This window comes from Citrobacter sp. Cpo065 (assembly GCF_030332805.1).
Lineage (GTDB): Bacteria > Pseudomonadota > Gammaproteobacteria > Enterobacterales > Enterobacteriaceae > Citrobacter > Citrobacter portucalensis.
In genome coordinates this window covers 506,977-525,381 of the sequence record NZ_JAOWHC010000034.1, presented here as the reverse complement: position 1 = coordinate 525,381, position 18,405 = coordinate 506,977, and the positions used below count along the sequence as shown (strand labels likewise).

At 49.5% G+C, this 18,405-nt stretch carries 15 protein-coding genes and 1 pseudogene; 5 read left to right on the top strand and 11 right to left on the bottom strand.

All coding sequences use genetic code 11. The features are described from left to right. Nucleotides 1-91: 91 nt before the first annotated feature. Both fnr and ogt read right to left on the bottom strand, forming a co-directional pair. Nucleotides 92-844 carry a fumarate/nitrate reduction transcriptional regulator Fnr gene (gene fnr, locus OGY68_RS18595; protein ID WP_003020397.1) on the bottom strand — a complete coding sequence of 251 codons (753 nt, stop codon included), beginning with the start codon at nucleotides 842-844 and terminating at the stop codon, nucleotides 92-94. A gap of 194 nt (nucleotides 845-1,038) precedes the next feature. Beyond that, a complete protein-coding gene (ogt, locus tag OGY68_RS18590) occupies nucleotides 1,039-1,554 on the bottom strand; it encodes a methylated-DNA--[protein]-cysteine S-methyltransferase (protein ID WP_057067381.1) in 516 nt (171 codons plus the stop codon). A gap of 225 nt (nucleotides 1,555-1,779) precedes the next feature. On the opposite strand from ogt, the gene smrA reads away from it, so the two are divergent. After that, nucleotides 1,780-2,343: a DNA endonuclease SmrA gene (gene smrA / locus OGY68_RS18585; protein WP_032943576.1), complete on the top strand. Its 564-nt coding sequence runs from the start codon at nucleotides 1,780-1,782 to the stop codon at nucleotides 2,341-2,343. A gap of 12 nt (nucleotides 2,344-2,355) precedes the next feature. On the opposite strand, the gene OGY68_RS18580 is transcribed toward smrA, so the two are convergent. Then, on the bottom strand, nucleotides 2,356-3,588 hold the full coding sequence (locus OGY68_RS18580; RefSeq protein WP_008784893.1) for a GGDEF domain-containing protein: 1,233 nt from the start codon (nucleotides 3,586-3,588) through the stop codon (nucleotides 2,356-2,358). 67 nt (nucleotides 3,589-3,655) lie between these two features. After that, nucleotides 3,656-5,770 carry a putative bifunctional diguanylate cyclase/phosphodiesterase gene (locus tag OGY68_RS18575; RefSeq protein WP_286617464.1) on the bottom strand — a complete coding sequence of 705 codons (2,115 nt, stop codon included), beginning with the start codon at nucleotides 5,768-5,770 and terminating at the stop codon, nucleotides 3,656-3,658. A 411-nt stretch (nucleotides 5,771-6,181) separates the two neighbouring features. On the opposite strand from OGY68_RS18575, the gene OGY68_RS18570 reads away from it, so the two are divergent. The 4 genes from OGY68_RS18570 to dbpA all read left to right on the top strand — a co-directional run bounded on the left by OGY68_RS18570 (nucleotide 6,182) and on the right by dbpA (nucleotide 10,274). Then, nucleotides 6,182-7,291 (top strand): methyl-accepting chemotaxis protein, encoded by a 1,110-nt coding sequence (locus tag OGY68_RS18570; protein WP_032943572.1) that lies wholly within the window; start codon nucleotides 6,182-6,184, stop codon nucleotides 7,289-7,291. Between the two features lie 154 nt (nucleotides 7,292-7,445). Then, on the top strand, nucleotides 7,446-8,429 hold the full coding sequence (gene zntB, locus OGY68_RS18565) for a zinc transporter ZntB (RefSeq protein ID WP_057067383.1): 984 nt from the start codon (nucleotides 7,446-7,448) through the stop codon (nucleotides 8,427-8,429). 275 nt (nucleotides 8,430-8,704) lie between these two features. Then, nucleotides 8,705-8,872, top strand: a complete 168-nt coding sequence (ynaL, locus tag OGY68_RS18560; protein WP_100247256.1) for a proline-rich small protein YnaL — start codon at nucleotides 8,705-8,707, stop codon at nucleotides 8,870-8,872. A 28-nt stretch (nucleotides 8,873-8,900) separates the two neighbouring features. Beyond that, nucleotides 8,901-10,274 carry an ATP-dependent RNA helicase DbpA gene (gene dbpA, locus OGY68_RS18555; protein ID WP_057067384.1) on the top strand — a complete coding sequence of 458 codons (1,374 nt, stop codon included), beginning with the start codon at nucleotides 8,901-8,903 and terminating at the stop codon, nucleotides 10,272-10,274. Between the two features lie 78 nt (nucleotides 10,275-10,352). Here the strand turns inward: dbpA and ttcA are convergent, their stop codons facing one another. The 7 genes and pseudogenes from ttcA to nifJ form a co-directional block, all read right to left on the bottom strand. Then, nucleotides 10,353-11,288, bottom strand: a complete 936-nt coding sequence (ttcA, locus tag OGY68_RS18550) for a tRNA 2-thiocytidine(32) synthetase TtcA (RefSeq protein ID WP_032943567.1) — start codon at nucleotides 11,286-11,288, stop codon at nucleotides 10,353-10,355. Nucleotides 11,289-11,337: 49 nt separating this feature from the next. Further along, nucleotides 11,338-11,607 (bottom strand): annotated as a pseudogene (locus tag OGY68_RS18545) (tyrosine-type recombinase/integrase); the annotation flags it as partial. 315 nt (nucleotides 11,608-11,922) lie between these two features. Next, nucleotides 11,923-12,165: a DinI family protein gene (locus OGY68_RS18540; protein WP_003840850.1), complete on the bottom strand. Its 243-nt coding sequence runs from the start codon at nucleotides 12,163-12,165 to the stop codon at nucleotides 11,923-11,925. A 186-nt stretch (nucleotides 12,166-12,351) separates the two neighbouring features. After that, the gene (gene uspF, locus OGY68_RS18535) at nucleotides 12,352-12,786 is read right to left on the bottom strand and encodes a universal stress protein UspF (RefSeq protein ID WP_003833207.1); all 435 of its coding nucleotides are present in this window, start codon (nucleotides 12,784-12,786) and stop codon (nucleotides 12,352-12,354) included. Between the two features lie 81 nt (nucleotides 12,787-12,867). Then, on the bottom strand, nucleotides 12,868-13,080 hold the full coding sequence (locus OGY68_RS18530) for a KTSC domain-containing protein (RefSeq protein WP_003833205.1): 213 nt from the start codon (nucleotides 13,078-13,080) through the stop codon (nucleotides 12,868-12,870). Nucleotides 13,081-13,227: 147 nt separating this feature from the next. Beyond that, nucleotides 13,228-14,382, bottom strand: a complete 1,155-nt coding sequence (gene ompC, locus OGY68_RS18525) for a porin OmpC (protein WP_032943564.1) — start codon at nucleotides 14,380-14,382, stop codon at nucleotides 13,228-13,230. Between the two features lie 366 nt (nucleotides 14,383-14,748). Then, entirely contained in the window at nucleotides 14,749-18,273 is a 3,525-nt protein-coding gene (nifJ, locus tag OGY68_RS18520) for a pyruvate:ferredoxin (flavodoxin) oxidoreductase (RefSeq protein WP_241176483.1), read from the bottom strand. Between the last annotated feature and the right edge of the window lie 132 nt (nucleotides 18,274-18,405).

Genomic DNA, 18,405 nt, shown 5'->3' with positions numbered 1-18,405 from the left:
TATTAAAACAGGGAATAACCTCCTGCCAGATCAATAAATCGGGAAAATTTAGCGATTTGACAGAAGGATAACAGAGAGGCTTGCGGAAAGATTACGCAACGTTACGCGTGTGGCCGGCAAGAACTGCCAGCGCGTCGCTGTTCTCAATAGTGATATATTTGCCTTTCACCGCCAGCATGCCGCTTTTCTGGAAACGACCCAGCAGGCGGCTGATGGTTTCAACCGTCAGACCGAGGTAGTTACCGATGTCGCCACGGGTCATGGTCAGGCGGAATTCACGAGGCGAGAACCCACGCTGGGCGAAGCGACGAGACAGATTGTAGATAAAGGCCGCCAGGCGCTCTTCAGCGTTTTTCTTCGACAGCAACAGAATCATATCCTGGTCGCCTTTGATTTCGCCACTCATCAGACGCATCATCTGCTGACGCAGGTTCGGCATCTTACCGGACAGGTCATCAAGGGTTTCGAAAGGAATTTCGCATACCATTGAGGTTTCCAACGCCTGAGCAAAGCTCGGGTGATGGCCGCTGCCAATGGCGTCAAAACCTACCAGGTCACCCGCCAGATGGAAACCGGTAATTTGCTCATCGCCTTGTTCGGTAATGGTATAGCTTTTTATCGTTCCGGAGCGGATAGCGTAGAGTGATTTAAGCTCATCACCTGCTTTAAAGAGCGTCTGCCCTTTTTGGATAGGCTTTTTGCGCTCGATGATGTTATCGAGCTGGTCAAGCTCATGCTCGTTAAGTGTGAACGGGATGCAAAGCTGGCTGATGCTGCAATCCTGGCAATGGATAGCACAACCGCCAGACTGAATGCGCCGTATAATTCGCTTTTCCGGGATCATAGGTCTGCTCAAGCCGTAATTGATATTTGTCAATTTTAACATCTTTTTGGTGAGCACGTAAGCCTGAGCTACTCCCAATAGAGAATAATTCAGGCATAACTGGAGCGAATGTTTGTATCTGCTTGATTAACCACACTTAATTTAGGGTCGCATTATGCGGAAGTGTGATCAATAAGGCATTAATTGCCTGGAATCTAGAGTAGCAAATAACCTTCGTGGCGCAATAACCACTCTTTTCGTTGTACACCGCCGGCATATCCGGTCATGGTGCCGTTACGTCCAATGACGCGATGACAGGGAACCACAATGCTTACTGGATTGGAGCCATTAGCAGCGCCGACGGCTCTTGCAGCGCCGGGGCGCCCCAACTGTTCGGCCAACTGACCATAATGCATGACCTGCCCGCAGGGGATAGTGCGTAATGCTTGCCAGACTTCACGCTGGAAAGGCGTCCCAGCGGTTGCCGTTTCCAGCGTGTCAATGATGCTGAGGTTTCCGGCAAAATACTCAGAGAGTTTGTCGCTTAATCCACCAGGATTTTTGGCGGCAATGCGCTGATAACCTTCTGTACGGTAATGAATATCAAGCAATTGTTCCATGCGATCGCTGTGCTGATCCCATTCCACTGCGCGCAGGCGAAATTGCTCATCACAAATAACCCACAGCGGGCCCAGCGGCGTGTCGATGGTGTCTTCCAGTAAGTTAAGCATCCGTTTCTCTCATTACAGCATTCAGGCGAGGCTACACATTATCACGCCAGTGACCGTCGCAGCTATACCCCTAAAAACGGATATCAACTTGTCGTGGGTAGATCGGTTCAGCGCGGAGGATCCGGTTAATTATTGGAAATAATCGTAAACCGTTACCAGTACAGTTGTCGGTATAATAGTGCGCGGTTATGATAATGCCCGTCGCAATACGCTGGAGGATGAAACATGAACCTTGATGATGCATCGCTGTTTCTTGACGCAATGGGGGATGTTCAACCGCTGAAAAACCATGCCGATGTGCACTGGCAGCCCATGCGTAATCTTCGCACTCCGGCGCGTATCGATACGCTACAACTGGATAATTTTCTCTCGACGGGATTTCTCGATATTGTCCCGTTGAATGTGCCGCTCGAGTTTCGTCGCGAAGGTTTACAGAACGGCGTGACCGACAAGCTGCGAAACGGAAAATACCCGCAGCAGGCGAGCCTTAATCTTATTCGCCAACCTGTTGAAACATGTCGCCAGATGCTCTTTAGCTTTATTCTGCAGGCGCAGCAGGAAGGGTTGCGTAACGTGCTGGTGATACACGGCAAGGGACGTGACGATAACTCCCATGCCAATATTGTTCGCAGCTACGTGGCGCGCTGGTTGACGGAATTTGACGACGTGCAAGCATACTGCGCCGCACTGCCGCATCATGGCGGCAGCGGGGCATGTTATGTGGCATTGCGTAAAACCGCACAGGCAAAACAGGACAACTGGGAGCGTCACGCTAAACGCAGTCGCTGAACGACGTAAACATCAGGCGGCCAGCACTCTGTTCCTGCCTTCGTTCTTGGCTTTGTACAACGCGTCGTCAACGCGTTTGAATAGCTCATCGATGCTTTCATTTGTTTCGTGCCGAGCTACGCCAATGCTGACGGTAAAGCGGGGAAGGCCCGGGAGAGTCACTTTGGCCACCGTCGCCCGTATCACTTCTGCGAGATTGAGGGCAATATCTAACGAGGTTCGCGGCAGCAGCAGCACAAATTCTTCACCTCCCCAGCGAAAAATCAGATCATCCTTTCTTGCACAGGATTCCAGTGTGCGTGCCAGAGCGCAAAGTACCTCATCACCTTTTAAATGACCAAAAAGATCGTTAATGCTTTTAAAGCGATCGGTGTCGATCAACAGCAGGCTGTAATCCTGTGTCAATGACATCGCGTGGGTCTGTTCCGGCTCGGTTACCTGATAAAAATGTCGGCGGTTAAGCAATCCCGTTAAGGCGTCACGCAGGGCCGCACGCTCAAGCTCCTGTTCCAGCCGTTTTTGCTCGGTAATATCATGAATAATGCACAGCATGAGCTTATTACCGTAGATTTCAATTGGCCCGGCGTAGGTTTGTACGTGACGGGATGTGCCGTCTGCCAGTTTATGCACAAAATGCAAAGGTTTATGGCCACCGGGAAGATGGGCGATTTCATGCATCACCGGGAGTATATGACGGCCCAGCGTATTGATTTCCCATGTATGTTTCTGACACATCGTATCATGGCTATAGCCATAAAAATTTAGTGCACTGAGATTTGCATCAACGATAAGCCCATCACGGGACGGATCGATAAGCAACATTGGGGCCGAGTTAGTCTGGAAAAAACGCGCGTAAAATCCCTGTTTTTTTCGCTGATAATTCGCTGAACGGCTCGCTTTCAGACCTTGTGAAGTCGGTGTTTCAATGCCTTCGAAAAGAATAACGTCACCTGATTCCGGCAGAGAGCGGATGGACAGGCGGCTGGCCATCGCGACGTCTTCACCTTCGCGGCAAACCGTAAGGATTTCTACAATGTCGTGATGATTTCTCAAATCGCTGAGATACATGGTTAAATCATTTTGGGCATGAGTTGAAAATATGCCCTTGCGGAGTAGAGAAAAGCAGGGGGCTTGCATCAGTTCCCGTGCAACGGTATTAGCGAACACCAGTTCTTCGGTATGCGGCGAAACAATCCACACCGGCAGGGTTAATAAATCCAGTGAATGCAGCTCGGTTGTGCTCATCGATAATCCCGTTATCTTTATCTGCTGTGTAGCCCGTTTAATGGCATCTGTTTTTTATATTACAGTCTCATAATGTTATTGATTGTTGAGGAGACAAAGACTGTACGATTCGCTGCTGCTTAATGTTACTTTCCGTTGGAATCAATTCATGGATCTGATGCGCAGGCAACGGTTTTGCAAACAAGAAACCTTGCAGCACGCCACATCCCATCTGGGTCAGGAGCATTTCCTGCTCCTGGGTCTCTATTCCTTCAGCCACTACTTGCATATTCATGGAGTGGGCTATGTCAATAATAGTAGACACAATCTTTGTATTTTTGCTGTTCTCGCTGATATCTTTAACAAATACTCTGTCAATTTTTAATTCCTGTGCCGGAAGAGACTTCAACATCAATATATTTGAATAACCGGTACCGAAATCATCAATTGAAACGGTGATCCCTAAAGCTGAAAATGCATTTAAGACTTCAGCGCTACGTTTTAAATTTTTAAGTGCTGTACTTTCAGTCAATTCCAGCGTGAGATATGCAGGTGATAGTTGATATTGTGCAAGGGCGCTGCAAACCACATCAACGATGTCATGTTGTTCAAACTGGGAAGGGGAAAGATTAACGGCGAGGGTCCATTCCGCATGGCCCTGTAACTTCCATTGATGTAACTGCTGGCATGCCTGCTGGATAACCCATTTCCCGACCGGAATGATAAGGCCTGTTTCTTCCAGCGCAGGCAGAAACTCTGCGGGTAACAGCATGCCGCGTTCCGGGTGATGCCAGCGTAATAACGCTTCAAAACCGGTCAGGGAATGATCTCCGGCGGTGTATTTGGGTTGATACCAAAGCTCAAATTGATCGTGTTCCAGTGCTTGTGACAGTTCCTGTAAAAATGTCGGCGGTTTATCGGCGATAGCTTCCATTTCCGGGCTATAAATAGCCCAACCGTTTCTGCCAGCCTGTTTGACATGATACATCGCCATATCAGCCTTTACTTTTAACTCATGCAACGTGGAACCATGCTCAGGATAAATACTGCTTCCCGCACTTAACGAAACCCGAATGGTGTACCCAAACAGCGTGAAAGGATCGCCAATCGCAGCGGCAATCCGGGTCAGCAGAGCGGTGATATCCTTTTTATTGCAGTCAGGAACCAGAAGAATAAACTCATCTCCCCCCAGCCTCGCCAGCGTCATGGTGTCATCAAGGCAGCTGTATATTCGCTGCGTACTGGCGATGAGCAACTGATCGCCGATGTGATGTCCCCAGGTATCGTTAACGACTTTGAAGCGATCGAGGTCGATGAATACCAGAGCAAATTGATGCTGATGCAGTTTGGAATGCTGCAAACAGGCCTGTAAGCAGGCATCTATCTGTGTGCGATTGGCAAGTCCGGTAAGTGCGTCGAAGTGGACCTGATGCTCAAGCTGGCAGTTAAGTTGATGTAAGTTGTCAGCCAGTCGGGAGGTACGCAATTGCGAATCCACCATCGACACCACCAGCATGATACCCAAAATAACCAGCGTGACGGCGCAGACCCAGACAGAGAGTTCCAGTGTGCTGAGCCCATTGTGTACTGTGTGTCCAAAATGGGTGAATGTTGCCGCTCCCATCCCGGTGTAATGCATAGAGGCAATCGCCAGCGCCATAATAAGGGCGGCGACAAGCCGATTGATCAGGGCTCGACGGGTATTTTGGCGCAAATGAAACGCCAGCCACAGACCCACACCAGATGCAACGATGGCAATCATCACTGAGAGCAGTATCAGCGAATGATTCCATAGGATGGCAACATGCTCAATAATGGCATACATGCCAACGTAGTGCATGGTGACGACGCCGGCGCTTAATATTCCTGTGGCTACGACTAATCGTTTTGTTGAAAGCGTATTACCGGAAATGGCGATATTAATAGCGAGAGTTGCAGAAATGAGCGCAATAAAGAAAGAAAATGCCGTGAGCGAAAAATGGTAATTGATCGGCATACTCATTTTAATGGCCAGCATACCTATAAAATGCATTGACCAAATACCCATCCCTAGCGTAGCCCCGCCAGACAGGCGCCAGAAGGTTGATTCACGTCGATTGGAGATTGCCACCTTGCCCGCACTATCGAGAGCAATAAAAGAGGCAATAAACGCGACAACAAAGGAAATCCCAATCAATACAGGGTCCCACGACACGTTCAACATCATACTACCTATCGAAAAAAAGCCGTGGTAATAAATCTAGCAGGTTTTGTCCAGTTAACATGATAAAACCGGGAATGTTCTTATGTTTTTACACTGGTATTAGAGGAAACAGGAAGATAGTGAAAATAACGAGCCATTACTTATATAAACATTCACCAAATTTATAGTTCTGTGTGTTTTATGCTCTCCATGTGCTTGTCATCACAATAACCTGATGACTGGCACCATCACAGCCATTTGATGGAATAAAACACTGAACTAACAGGAATAAAAGGTGTAATTTATTGCCTTAAGTAAAAGGATTGCAGGCTCTCATTGAAAGTTCAGCTTTCGTCGCAGAGCAATGGCATTCTGCATTGCAGGTGCTATAAAAAATAATATCTACATAATTTCTTAGTGCACAGGACTAAAATGTTAAATGATATTAGCGTCAGAACCTTTATTATTTTATTTCTGCTCATTTCGGCAGTTGCTCTCAATATTGTTGAGATGATTTTCTCGGCCGCGCCGGAAATTATAATTGGTACAAATGTGGTAAGCGTTATTTCTATATTATGCTTATGGTGGTATATGACGAAATATCTGGTTATGCCGATCAATACGGTAAAAAGGAGCATTGAGGAAGTGACGTCTGGGAATCTGGCGATCAGTATTCCAGAGTTTGGTAATAATTGTGCAGGTAGACTAATACCGGGCATCAATAGTTTATCGAGTAATATTTCAACACTCGTTAATGAGATCAGAACATCCTCGCAAACGGCGATGGCGCTCTCTGAACAGCTTGCGGAACGCAGCGCCGAGCTTTCAGTGAAAACGGAACAACAATCCGGAGCATTGATGCAGACGGCTGCTAATATGGATGAGATAGCCGTTAATACGCGAAATAATGCTGACAACACGCAAATCGCCAGCGTCCAGGCAACAGTTGCCACGCAATGCGCCATTCAGGGTGGCGAATTAATGGTGCAGGTTGCGACAAATATGCGTTCAATCACCGAATGTGCACAGCAGATGACGGAAATTATTACGCTAATTGATGGTATCGCATTCCAGACAAATATTCTGGCATTGAATGCTGCCGTGGAAGCGGCGAGGGCCGGTGAACATGGCAAAGGTTTTTCCGTGGTGGCCGGTGAGGTCAGAATGCTTGCACACCGAAGTGCGGATGCCGCTAAGAATATTAAGCAGCTGATTGCGCAAACCCATCAAAATGTTCAGCAAGGTGCAGCTATTGTGCGTGAAGCAGAAAAAAATATGCATGATATTGTCGGTGGTGCCGGTCAATTAAACCAACTGATGGGCGAGATATTAACCACTACACAGGAGCAGGAGAAAGGAATTATCAGAATTACTCATGCACTGGCCGAACTGGAGAATGTAACCCAAAGTAATGCCATTATGGTTGATGAGCTTTCTGATTCCTCAGGTATCCTGAAAAACCAGGTGATTGATCTCCAGTCGCGAACACATAAATTTCGCTTAAGTAACGCTCTTGAGTCAGCGAGATGGCAGCGGGCTTAACCGGACATCTCGATGCAAGCGTCGCAATCGTCGGCGCTTTTTGTATTATCAGATATTTTCATGAATCATTTCAGCACAATGGGACAATGAGATATTGCTTAACATATTCTGACAGCTAGACTAACGAAAAAAGCTGAATGTTTGTGGAGGCGCTGTGGAAGCCATTAAGGGAACGGATGTTAATGTGCCGGATGCCGTGTTTGCCTGGCTGCTGGATGGTCGAGGTGGCGTAAAACCGCTGAGCGATAATGATGTAATTGATAGTCAGCATCCCTGCTGGCTACACCTTAATTACACTCATCCTGAAAGCGCCCAATGGTTGGCGACAACACCTCTTCTTCCCAACAATGTGCGTGATGCGCTGGCGGGCGAAAGCACCCGACCACGCGTAAGCAAAGTAGGGGAAGGTACCTTGATCACGTTGCGCTGTATTAACGGCAGCACCGACGAGCGTCCTGACCAACTTGTGGCGATGCGTTTATATATGGATGAACGTCTGATTGTCTCAACCCGTCAGCGCAAAGTGCTGGCACTGGATGATGTGGTCAGCGATCTCCAGGAAGGGACAGGACCGGCTGATTGTGGCAGTTGGCTGGTGGATGTTTGTGATGCGCTAACCGACCATGCCAGCGAATTTATCGAACAGCTGCACGACAAGATTATTGATCTGGAAGATAACCTGCTCGATCAGCAGATCCCACCGCGTGGTTTTTTGGCTTTACTGCGTAAGCAGCTAATTGTGATGCGCCGTTATATGGCACCACAGCGTGATGTCTATGCCCGTCTGGCGAGTGAACGTTTACCCTGGATGACCGACGACCATCGGAGACGGATGCAGGATATCGCTGACAGGCTGGGGAGAGGGCTGGATGAAATAGACGCCTGTATTGCCCGGACCGGTATTATGGCGGATGAAATTGCGCAGGTGATGCAGGAGTCTCTGGCTCGCCGAACGTATACAATGTCATTGATGGCAATGGTTTTTCTTCCCAGCACATTTTTAACTGGGCTTTTCGGCGTTAACCTTGGCGGTATCCCCGGCGGTGGTTGGCAGTTTGGTTTCTCACTTTTTTGTATTCTGTTAGTGGTCCTGATTGGTGGTGTTACTTTATGGTTGCACCGTAGTAAATGGTTGTAACAACAACGTTTTTTAGTGGCTTTTGCGCATGAAAACGTCCTGATTTTTGAGCGAAGTCAATAAACCATCTACCTATTCGGGGCAATATCTCTCTCGCAGGTGAATGCAACGTCAAGCGATGGGCGTTGCGCTCCATATTGTCTTACTTCCTTTTTTGAATTACTGCATAGCACAATTGATTCGTACGACGCCGACTTAGATTAGTCGGCTTTTTTTTGCCTGCAGGAAATCAGCGTCTACCCTAAAAGAGTCAACCTGAATGACTGGAGGGGTATATGACCTGTCTGATTGCCACTGCGAACACTGATTCGCTACCGACCGATCCGGTTCCCATTCCCGACCCTATACCTCGTCCGCAGCCCATGCCGGATCCGCCGCCGGATGAAGAACCGATTAAATTGTCGCATCACGGGCACAGATCTGCGAGGATACGCGCCTGCTGAATGTGAGTTTTTACCGCGAGATTAAATTGTGACCGCTTTTTCAACCCTGAATGTTTTACCTGCTGCTCAACTCGAGAATCTTAACGAGCTGGGCTATCTTGAAATGACGCCTGTTCAGGCTGCTGCGTTACCGGCAATCCTGGCGGGTAAAGATGTTCGCGTGCAGGCTAAAACCGGCAGTGGCAAAACGGCTGCTTTTGGTCTTGGGTTATTACAGCATATTGATGCCGCGCTGTTTCAGACGCAGTCTCTGGTGCTGTGCCCAACGCGCGAGCTTGCCGACCAGGTGGCGGGTGAACTGCGTCGTTTAGCGCGCTTCCTGCCAAACACCAAGATCTTAACGCTGTGCGGTGGGCAACCCTTTGGCGCACAGCGTGACTCCCTGCAACATGCACCACATATTATTGTTGCCACACCGGGTCGTTTACTTGACCACCTGCAAAAAGGCACCGTTTCTCTGGATGCCCTGAATACGCTGGTTATGGATGAAGCCGACCGCATGCTGGATATGGGCTTTAGCGATGCGATTGATGATGTCATTCGCTTTGCGCCTGCGTCACGTCAGACTTTGCTGTTTTCCGCAACCTGGCCGGAAGCCATTGCTGCTATCAGTGGCCGGGTACAGCAAAATCCATTAACGATTGAAATTGATACGGTCGATGCGTTACCGGCGATTGAACAGCAGTTTTTCGAAACCTCCAGCCACGGAAAAATTCCGCTGCTGCAAAAGCTACTCAGCCAGCATCAACCCGCATCGTGCGTGGTTTTTTGTAACACCAAAAAAGATTGTCAGGCAGTTTGTGATGCACTGAATGCGGCAGGGCAAAGCGCACTGTCATTACATGGCGACCTGGAACAGCGCGATCGCGATCAGACGCTGGTTCGTTTTGCCAACGGTAGCGCGCGCGTCCTGGTCGCAACCGATGTGGCCGCACGTGGCCTGGATATCAAATCACTTGAGCTGGTAGTTAACTTCGAACTGGCGTGGGATCCGGAAGTACACGTCCATCGTATCGGACGTACCGCGCGTGCCGGCAACAGCGGTCTGGCGATTAGCTTCTGTGCGCCGGAAGAAGCGCAGCGTGCCAACATTCTTTCTGAAATGCTGCAACTGAAGCTGACCTGGCTAACTGCGCCAGCTAACGGCTCAATCCTGCCGCTGGAAGCAGAGATGGCGACATTATGCATTGATGGTGGTAAAAAAGCGAAAATGCGCCCTGGTGATGTTCTGGGGGCTCTGACCGGTGATATTGGTCTGGATGGTGCTGATATCGGCAAAATTGCCGTTCATCCGGCACACGTCTATGTCGCCGTTCGCCAGAACATAGCGCATAAGGCGTGGAAGCAATTACAAAACGGTAAGATTAAAGGCAAGACTTGCCGGGTCCGGTTATTGAAATAACTACCCGTTGGGGCGCCTGATGGCGCTCCGCTTATCAGGCCTACAGGCGCTTATGCACGTTGTAGGCCTGACAGACGCTTACTTCACTTCCACCACGTTCAGGCGTAACTCATCCAGTTGAGCATCATCTTCTTCTGGCTGCCAGCCCGCAGGCTGCAGCGGGATCTCTTCACGATCGAACGCTAAATCCCCGCCGTCCACAACCTCTGAACCGTGCTTAATGCCTTTAAAATCGAACAGATTGATATCGCTCAGATGTGAAGGTACAACGTTTTGCATCGCACTGAACATGGTTTCAATGCGGCCTGGATAGCGTTTGTCCCAGTCACGCAACATATCAGCAATGACCTGACGCTGTAGGTTAGGCTGTGAGCCGCACAGATTGCACGGAATAATCGGGAAACCTTTCGCTTCGGAGAAACGCTCGATATCTTTCTCACGGCAGTAAGCCAGCGGGCGGATCACGATGTGCTTACCGTCATCACTCATCAGCTTCGGCGGCATGCCTTTCATTTTCCCACCGTAGAACATGTTTAAAAACAGCGTTTGCAGGATGTCGTCGCGATGGTGGCCGAGCGCAATCTTGGTGGCTCCTAATTCGGTTGCCGTACGGTACAGAATGCCGCGACGCAGGCGAGAGCAGAGCGAGCAGGTCGTTTTGCCTTCAGGGATTTTGTCTTTGACGATCCCGTAAGTGTTTTCTTCGACAATCTTGTACTCAACGCCCAGCTGTTCCAGATACTCTGGCAGAATGTGCTCCGGGAAACCGGGTTGTTTTTGATCGAGGTTAACCGCAACTAAGGAAAAACTGATCGGGGCGCTTTGTTGCAAATTACGCAGGATCTCCAGCATGGTATAGCTGTCTTTCCCGCCGGAAAGGCACACCATAATGCGATCGCCGTCTTCGATCATATTGAAATCGGCAATGGCTTCGCCCACGTTACGACGCAGACGTTTTTGCAGTTTGTTCAGGTTGTATTGTTCTTTCTTTGTAACTTGTTGATTATCTTGCATTCTTACCGTTCTCAAAAACCAAAAGGGGCATGTAATGGGCAAACTTCAATCACAGGGCTAGTTGGTTATTCAACATTGCAACCCGATCGTCATTCATTTCTTCAATCCATGTACTGTAGACGTCGTACACTATTTGCGCGTTTTCATGCCCCATCTGATTAGCTATAAATGATGGGTTCGCTCCAGCCGATTACAGCCAGCAGGCAAAAGTATGCCGCGTATGGTACGGATTACGGCGACGAATACCAGCACGTTTTACAGCTGCGTTCTATCTGGCACCGATGCTACTCATAGAGTAGTAAGATTTTTGCTCTCCGTGACCAGACCAGAATAAACTGTGAACCGAACGATTGAATAAAGGTACATGGTCCCGGACAGGAAGCAATTAATCAGCTGAAAGCAGATATTGAAGCGCTGAAGAAAATTGTGGAGCAGTTCACCGCCAGATAATTCAGTTCTGAACTATCAACGAGCAATGTCAGGGAGCGAAAAACGCAGGGTGTGGCGAACTGCCGCAACCATGCCGTATGCAAGAGCATGGCTGCGGCCAACCGGCAAACATCCGATAGTGCGAGTATTGAATGATTGCCAGTCACAGCGGATGGTACTTAAGCAATATGACGGTTCAAGGCGTTTAATCTGAAACCAGCCACATATCAGCCTCTTCAAACATTTCCTGCACAGTTCGGCTTATCTGTTCTTTCTCATGCTTGCTGGCGTCAGTATTGATCGCCGGCAGTGTCATCATCGGTTTAACCCGAACATCAGCATCGGGGAAGATCCGGTGAACCCTCTTAGTTAACTCGCCCAGAATGATATCTTTTGCACCGGGCAGACCATCAAAATTCCTTTTGTCATAAACGAGTTCCACGAACATTGCTTATCGCTCTTTTTGCTGGATGTATATACAGTATTTATACTCTGTTTTTATCCGGGTTTCAAGAGAGGGCGTAATGATGTCACGACATAGCGATACTGAAATGGCCTTGTATGCTTCGATCAGGAATCGTGGGGAAAATGAGGGAGAAACAAAAAGCCCGCAGCGATGTGCGGGCCAGACAGCTTAGCGGACTACCAGTACCGAACACTCCGCGTGACGCACTACAGCCGCGGCGTTAGAGCCCAGCAGGTAGGTGGTGATGTCAGGTCGGTGTGAGGCAATAATGACCATATCGGCCGGTAATTTTTTGGCGATCTCCAGAATCTTATCTTTCGGCGCACCTTCTGCGACATGAACGTGCACTCTGTCCGTTGGGATATTGAACTTCTTGATAATCTCTTCCAGTTGAGATTTCGCTTCGGCTTTCAGATCGTCCATGGCCGGTAACTCTGCCGAGTAGGCCAGTCCCAGGGAAGCGTAATAGGGCAAGGACGGAATAACGGTCAAAAAATGAACCTGCGCATCGTCGATCTTTGCTTCTGCTTCAACATGGGCAATAACGCGTTGAGTTAATTCTGAGTCTGAAATATCGATGGGTACAAGAATCGTTCTGTTCATAAAACCTCCTGTTTAAGTATCCACGTAAAGCTTACCGCGTAATGGCACTTTATGTACAATGACAACGATCACATTTTGGCATCACTTTATTTTGATTTCAGGAAATTTTCCTTTTATTACCCCATCGTAAAATCGGCCTTTAGAGACCACGATCAGGAAATCACGAAAAATACGGGCAGGGACCTGCTGATATTGCAGGGTAGCCAACTGGTGAAAGCGAATTTCTAGCGTGCAAGAGGATTCGTCATAGCCGACGGATGCAATACGGGATGATTTTACAGGATGATGATTCATTGCAGGTATCCTCTACTACAGACCTTAATGCAAGATATCATCTATCAGAGATGTGTTTTAACGCAACAGATATAATATTTCGAATGAGATAAAACAGAGTTACACAGAAAATAAGGATAGCCCGCCGTTGCCAGCGGGCTTACGAATTTAGAACTGGTAAACCATACCCAGTGCTACAGTGTCATCGGTAGAGATGTCATTGCGAGTGTAGAAGCTGTCGTCTTCGTCCAGCAGGTTGATTTTGTAATCAACATAGGTGGAGAAGTTTTTGTTGAAGTAGTAAGTAGCGCCTACGGAAGCATATTTAACCAGATCTTTGTCGCCGCTTGTTCCTGCTGGGCTTGCAGCAGTACCAGGCATAGTCAAATCCTTACCTTTAGACATCAGGAAAGAAACTTCCGGACGCAGACCGAAGTCGAACTGGTATTGTGCAGTCACTTCAAAGTTCTGCGTTTTGTTGGCAATAGTATTATCGCTACCGTCTGAACCACCATACGGGGTCATATTGCGGGTTTCGGAGTACATGGTTGCCAGGTAGATATTGTTGGCGTCGTATTTCAGGCCGGCAGTCCATGCGTCAGCCTTATCGCCACCAGCGGTAGAATCGTTAACCTGCTCATTAGTACGGTCAGAAGAGGTGTACGCTGCACCGAAGCTTACGCCCATACCCAAATCATAGGTAGAGGAGATACCGAAGCCGTCACCGTTGGAGTTCTTCATGTTACGATCGGCGCCACCGTTATTGGTGCCTTCCTGCTCTGGTGACTGATTTTCGTTCGCGCCCTGGTACTGCAGCGCAACGTTCAGACCGTCAACCAAACCAAAGAAGTCAGTATTACGGTAGGTTGCAACACCGTTTGCACGACCGGTCATGAAGTTGTCAGCTTTGGTGTAAGAGTCGCCACCGAATTCTGGCAGCATATCGGTCCAGCCTTCAACGTCGTACATTACGCCGTAGTTACGGCCGTAGTCGAATGAACCGTAGTCGCCGACTTTAATACCTGCGAATGCCAGACGAGTCCAGGAGTCGCCTTTATCACCTTCGGTGCCGTTGGCCTGAACCTGATATTCCCACTGGCCATAACCGGTGATCATATCATTAACCTGTGTTTCGCCTTTGAAGCCCATACGCATATAAGTCTGATCGCCATCGCTGTTAGCGTCGTCAGAGAAATAATGCAGGCCGTCTACTTTGCCATAGAGATCTAATTTGTTGCCGTCTTTATTATAAACTTCAGCAGCGTGAGCTGCGCCTGCAGCCAGCAGGGCAGGAATTACGAGAGCCAGTACTTTTCTGTTCATTGAAATAATCCTTTAGTTTTTTTATTAACCTGTGACCACCCATGTAGGGAGTAAAAGCATGCTAAAGGAGAAGTTCCGTAAAGAGATAAATATGAATTGTTACGTCTTAAGTAAAACCTTAAACAAATAATTCTACGGAAATAGTGATAATTGCCGTGAATGAGTTTGTAAAATATATATAAAATAAAAATTATACAATTGAATTTTGTTGGGCTATTCTGCGCGTGTTATATGCCTTTATTGTCACGTTTTATTTTTCGTTGGTATATTGATGACACTTATTAATTAGCCAGCGAATAAATTGACAAGCCCGAACAACTGTTCGGGCTTTTTTTTTGGTTCCGGGCTAATACTGAGAAAAACGTATTATTCGGTACCGCTCTTTTCCGCTTTGCCTGCCAGTTGGGCCAGGAAGTCGTAGCGTTTTTGCAAATCAGCCGTTGCATCCTTCCACAGCTGTTCTGCAACTTCTGGCTGTTGGGCGTTCAGGCGGCGGAAACGCTGCTCGTTAAGCAATGTTTCGGCCAGCGCATCTGACGGTGGGCGCGAGTCGAGCGCCAGCGGCAGCTTACCTTCGTCTGCTCGGCGTGGGTCAAAGCGGTACAGCGGCCAGAATCCGGTAGCCGTGAGTTGACGCATCTGATCGTGGCTTAGCGCGAGGTCATAGCCATGCTCCTCACATGGGCTATACGCGATAATCAGCGACGGGCCGGGGTAGGATTCAGCTTCCTGGATAGCTTTGACCGTCTGATTCAACTGGGCGCCCAGAGAAATCTGTGCGACATAAACATGCCCGTACATCATCATGCTGACGCCAAGATCTTTGCGAGCCTTGCGCTTGCCGTGCTCACCAAACTTGGTAACCGCCCCAAGCGGCGTGGCTTTCGACGCTTGTCCACCCGTGTTGGAGTAACACTGGGTATCCAGCACCAGAATATTGACGTTCTCGGTCAGGCTCAGGACGTGATCCAACCCGCCAAAACCAATATCGTAAGCCCAGCCGTCGCCGCCAATCAGCCAGATGGACTTCTCGACCAGCGCGTCGGCATCGGTTAACAGTTGCTGTGCACCTTCGACATCTTTCAGATGCTGGCGCAGCGCAGCAACTTGCTCACGGCGTACTTCTGGCGTCGCTTCTGCATGCAGGGCGTCATTCAGTTCAGCCGGAATATTATCCGCAAACTGCTCCAGCAAACGCATGACGCGCACACGGTGTTGATCCACCGTCAGGCGGAAGCCCAGACCAAACTCAGCGTTATCTTCGAACAGAGAGTTTGCCCACGCAGGTCCACGACCATTGGCATCGGTCGTATACGGCGTTGAGGGGAGGTTACCGCCATAAATCGATGAACAGCCGGTCGCGTTAGCGATCAGCATGCGGTCGCCATACAGCTGCGTAAGCAGTTTGATATACGGCGTTTCACCACAACCAGAACAGGCGCCGGAATATTCAAACAGCGGAGTGATTAACTGCGAGGTACGGATATCAATGCGTTCAAGCTTGCTGCGGTCGATCTCCGGCAGATTGAGGAAGAAGTCATAGTTAACTTTTTCTTCTTCAACATGCTCAAGGCGCGACATCATATTGATGGCCTTGATTTCCGGGTTTTGGCGATCTTTTGCCGGGCAAACTTCGACACACAGATTACAGCCAGTGCAATCCTCTGGTGCAACCTGCAGGACATACTTCTGACCGCGCATATCGCGTGATTTCACATCCAAAGAATGCAGACTGGCAGGGGCGTTTTCCATCGCTTCAGGTGAAACCACTTTGGCGCGGATTGCCGAGTGCGGGCAAGCGGCAACGCAGTGGTTACACTGGGTACACAGCTCTTCCTTCCAGATGGGGATCTCTTCGGCGATGTTGCGTTTTTCCCAACGCGTGGTGCCCATTGGCCAGGTGCCGTCTGGCGGCAACGCTGATACGGGGAGGGCATCACCCAGACCGGCGAGCATTGCCGCGGTGACGGTTTTCACGAAATCAGGTGCGGCATCAGAAACCACCGGTGGTCGGTTTGCGCTGTGCGGATCAACCGGCTGGAGTGCTACTTCGGCGACGGATTCGCGCGCCAGGGCCAGAGCCTGCCAGTTACGTTCAACAAGGTCCTGTCCTTTACTGCTGTAACTTTTCGCAATCGCCCCCTGCAATTCAGCCAACGCGCTGTCGCCGGGTAAGATTTGCGTCAAATGGAAGAAGGCCATTTGCATAACGGTGTTAATACGCGCTGCCAGACCGCATTCGCGGGCGATTTTGGCCGCATTAATCACGTAGAATCGGGCTTTCTTCTGATTCAGTACCGCCTGAACTTCCTGTGGTAGACGACCCCAGACTTCATCCACACTGTATGGCGTATTAAGCAGGAAGATACCGCCTGGTTTCAGGCGCTCGGCCATCTGATACTTATCGATAAATTGCAGCTGGTGACAGCCAACAAAATCGGCTTGTGAAACCAGATACGCTGATCGAATAGGCTGCTCGCTAACGCGCAGGTGGGAAACCGTCAGACCGCCTGCTTTTTTCGAGTCGTAGACGAAATAACCCTGCGCATACCATGGCGTCGAGTTACCAATAATTTTGATATTGTTTTTGGTGGCTGACACGCTACCGTCGCTGCCCAGCCCGTAAAACAGCGCTTCGAGCTTAGCCGTACCGGGCAGGGTGTTTTCCGGTAACGGTAGCGACAAGTTGGTGACATCATCATAGATGCCGACCGTAAAGCGAGGTTTCGGCTTCGCGCTGCTCAGCTCATTAAAGACCGCCATCACGCAGTCTGGACCAAACTCTTTGGAAGAAAGGCCATAACGTCCGCCAATCACGCGCGGCAGCGTTTCTCGCTCGCCACAGTTGAAGGCTTCTGCTAACGCGGTCATCACGTCCAGATACAATGGTTCGGCCTGTGCGCCGGGCTCTTTGGTGCGATCCAGGACGGCGATGCTGCGTACGGTTTCCGGAAGCGTGCGCAGTAAATGTCTGGCAGAGAATGGACGGAACAGACGCACTTTCAGAACGCCGACTTTCTCGCCATGCGCCAGCAGTTCTTCAACGACTTCTTCGCAGGTTCCAATCGCCGATCCCATTAAGATAATGACGCGCTCAGCCTGAGGATGGCCGTAATATTCAAATGGCTGGTACTGGCGACCTGTCGCTGCGGCGAAATCGTTCATCGCCTGTTCTACATGATCGTAAACCGCGTTGTACCACGGGTTTGTTGCCTCGCGTGACTGAAAATAGGTGTCCGGGTTCGCAGATGTACCGCGAATAACCGGATGCTCAGGATTAAGCGCCCGAGCGCGATGAGCATCGATTTCCGCCTGCGGCATCAGTCCGAGGATCGTGTCGTCGGCCAGTGGCACAATTTTATTGATTTCATGGGATGTACGGAAACCATCAAAGAAATGAATAAACGGAACCCGGCTTTTCAGGGTGGCTATTTGCGAAATCAGCGCAAAGTCCTGTGCCTCCTGAACGCTGCTGGCACACAGCATTGCACATCCTGTCTGGCGCACCGCCATCACGTCGGAATGATCGCCAAAGATTGATAATGCGTGAGTAGCAATTGTGCGAGCCGCAACGTGCAGTACAAACGGGGTCAACTGACCGGCCAGTTTGTACAGCGTTGGGATCATCAGCAACAGGCCCTGCGATGAGGTAAACGACGTAGAGAGCGCACCGGTCTGCAACGCGCCATGAACGGTTGCGATCGCACCGCCTTCTGACTGCATTTCTACGACGCGAGGGGTATCCCCCCACACGTTCTTAAGCCCGTTCCCGGCCCAGGCATCTGCCTGTTCAGCCATCGTCGAACTGGGCGTAATCGGGTAGATGGCGATAACCTCGCTGGTACGAAATGCGACTGAAGCAACCGCACCATTACCGTCAATTGTGATCATACTGACACCCTTACATTGCGCAAAAAGAGGGACACGCGTAACAGCGGCGAATCCTGTAGTTATCTTTCTATTTTAGCAAAAGCGCTAAAGACAGATTTTCGCTTTTGTGTCCCTGGAATAAACAGAATGAAT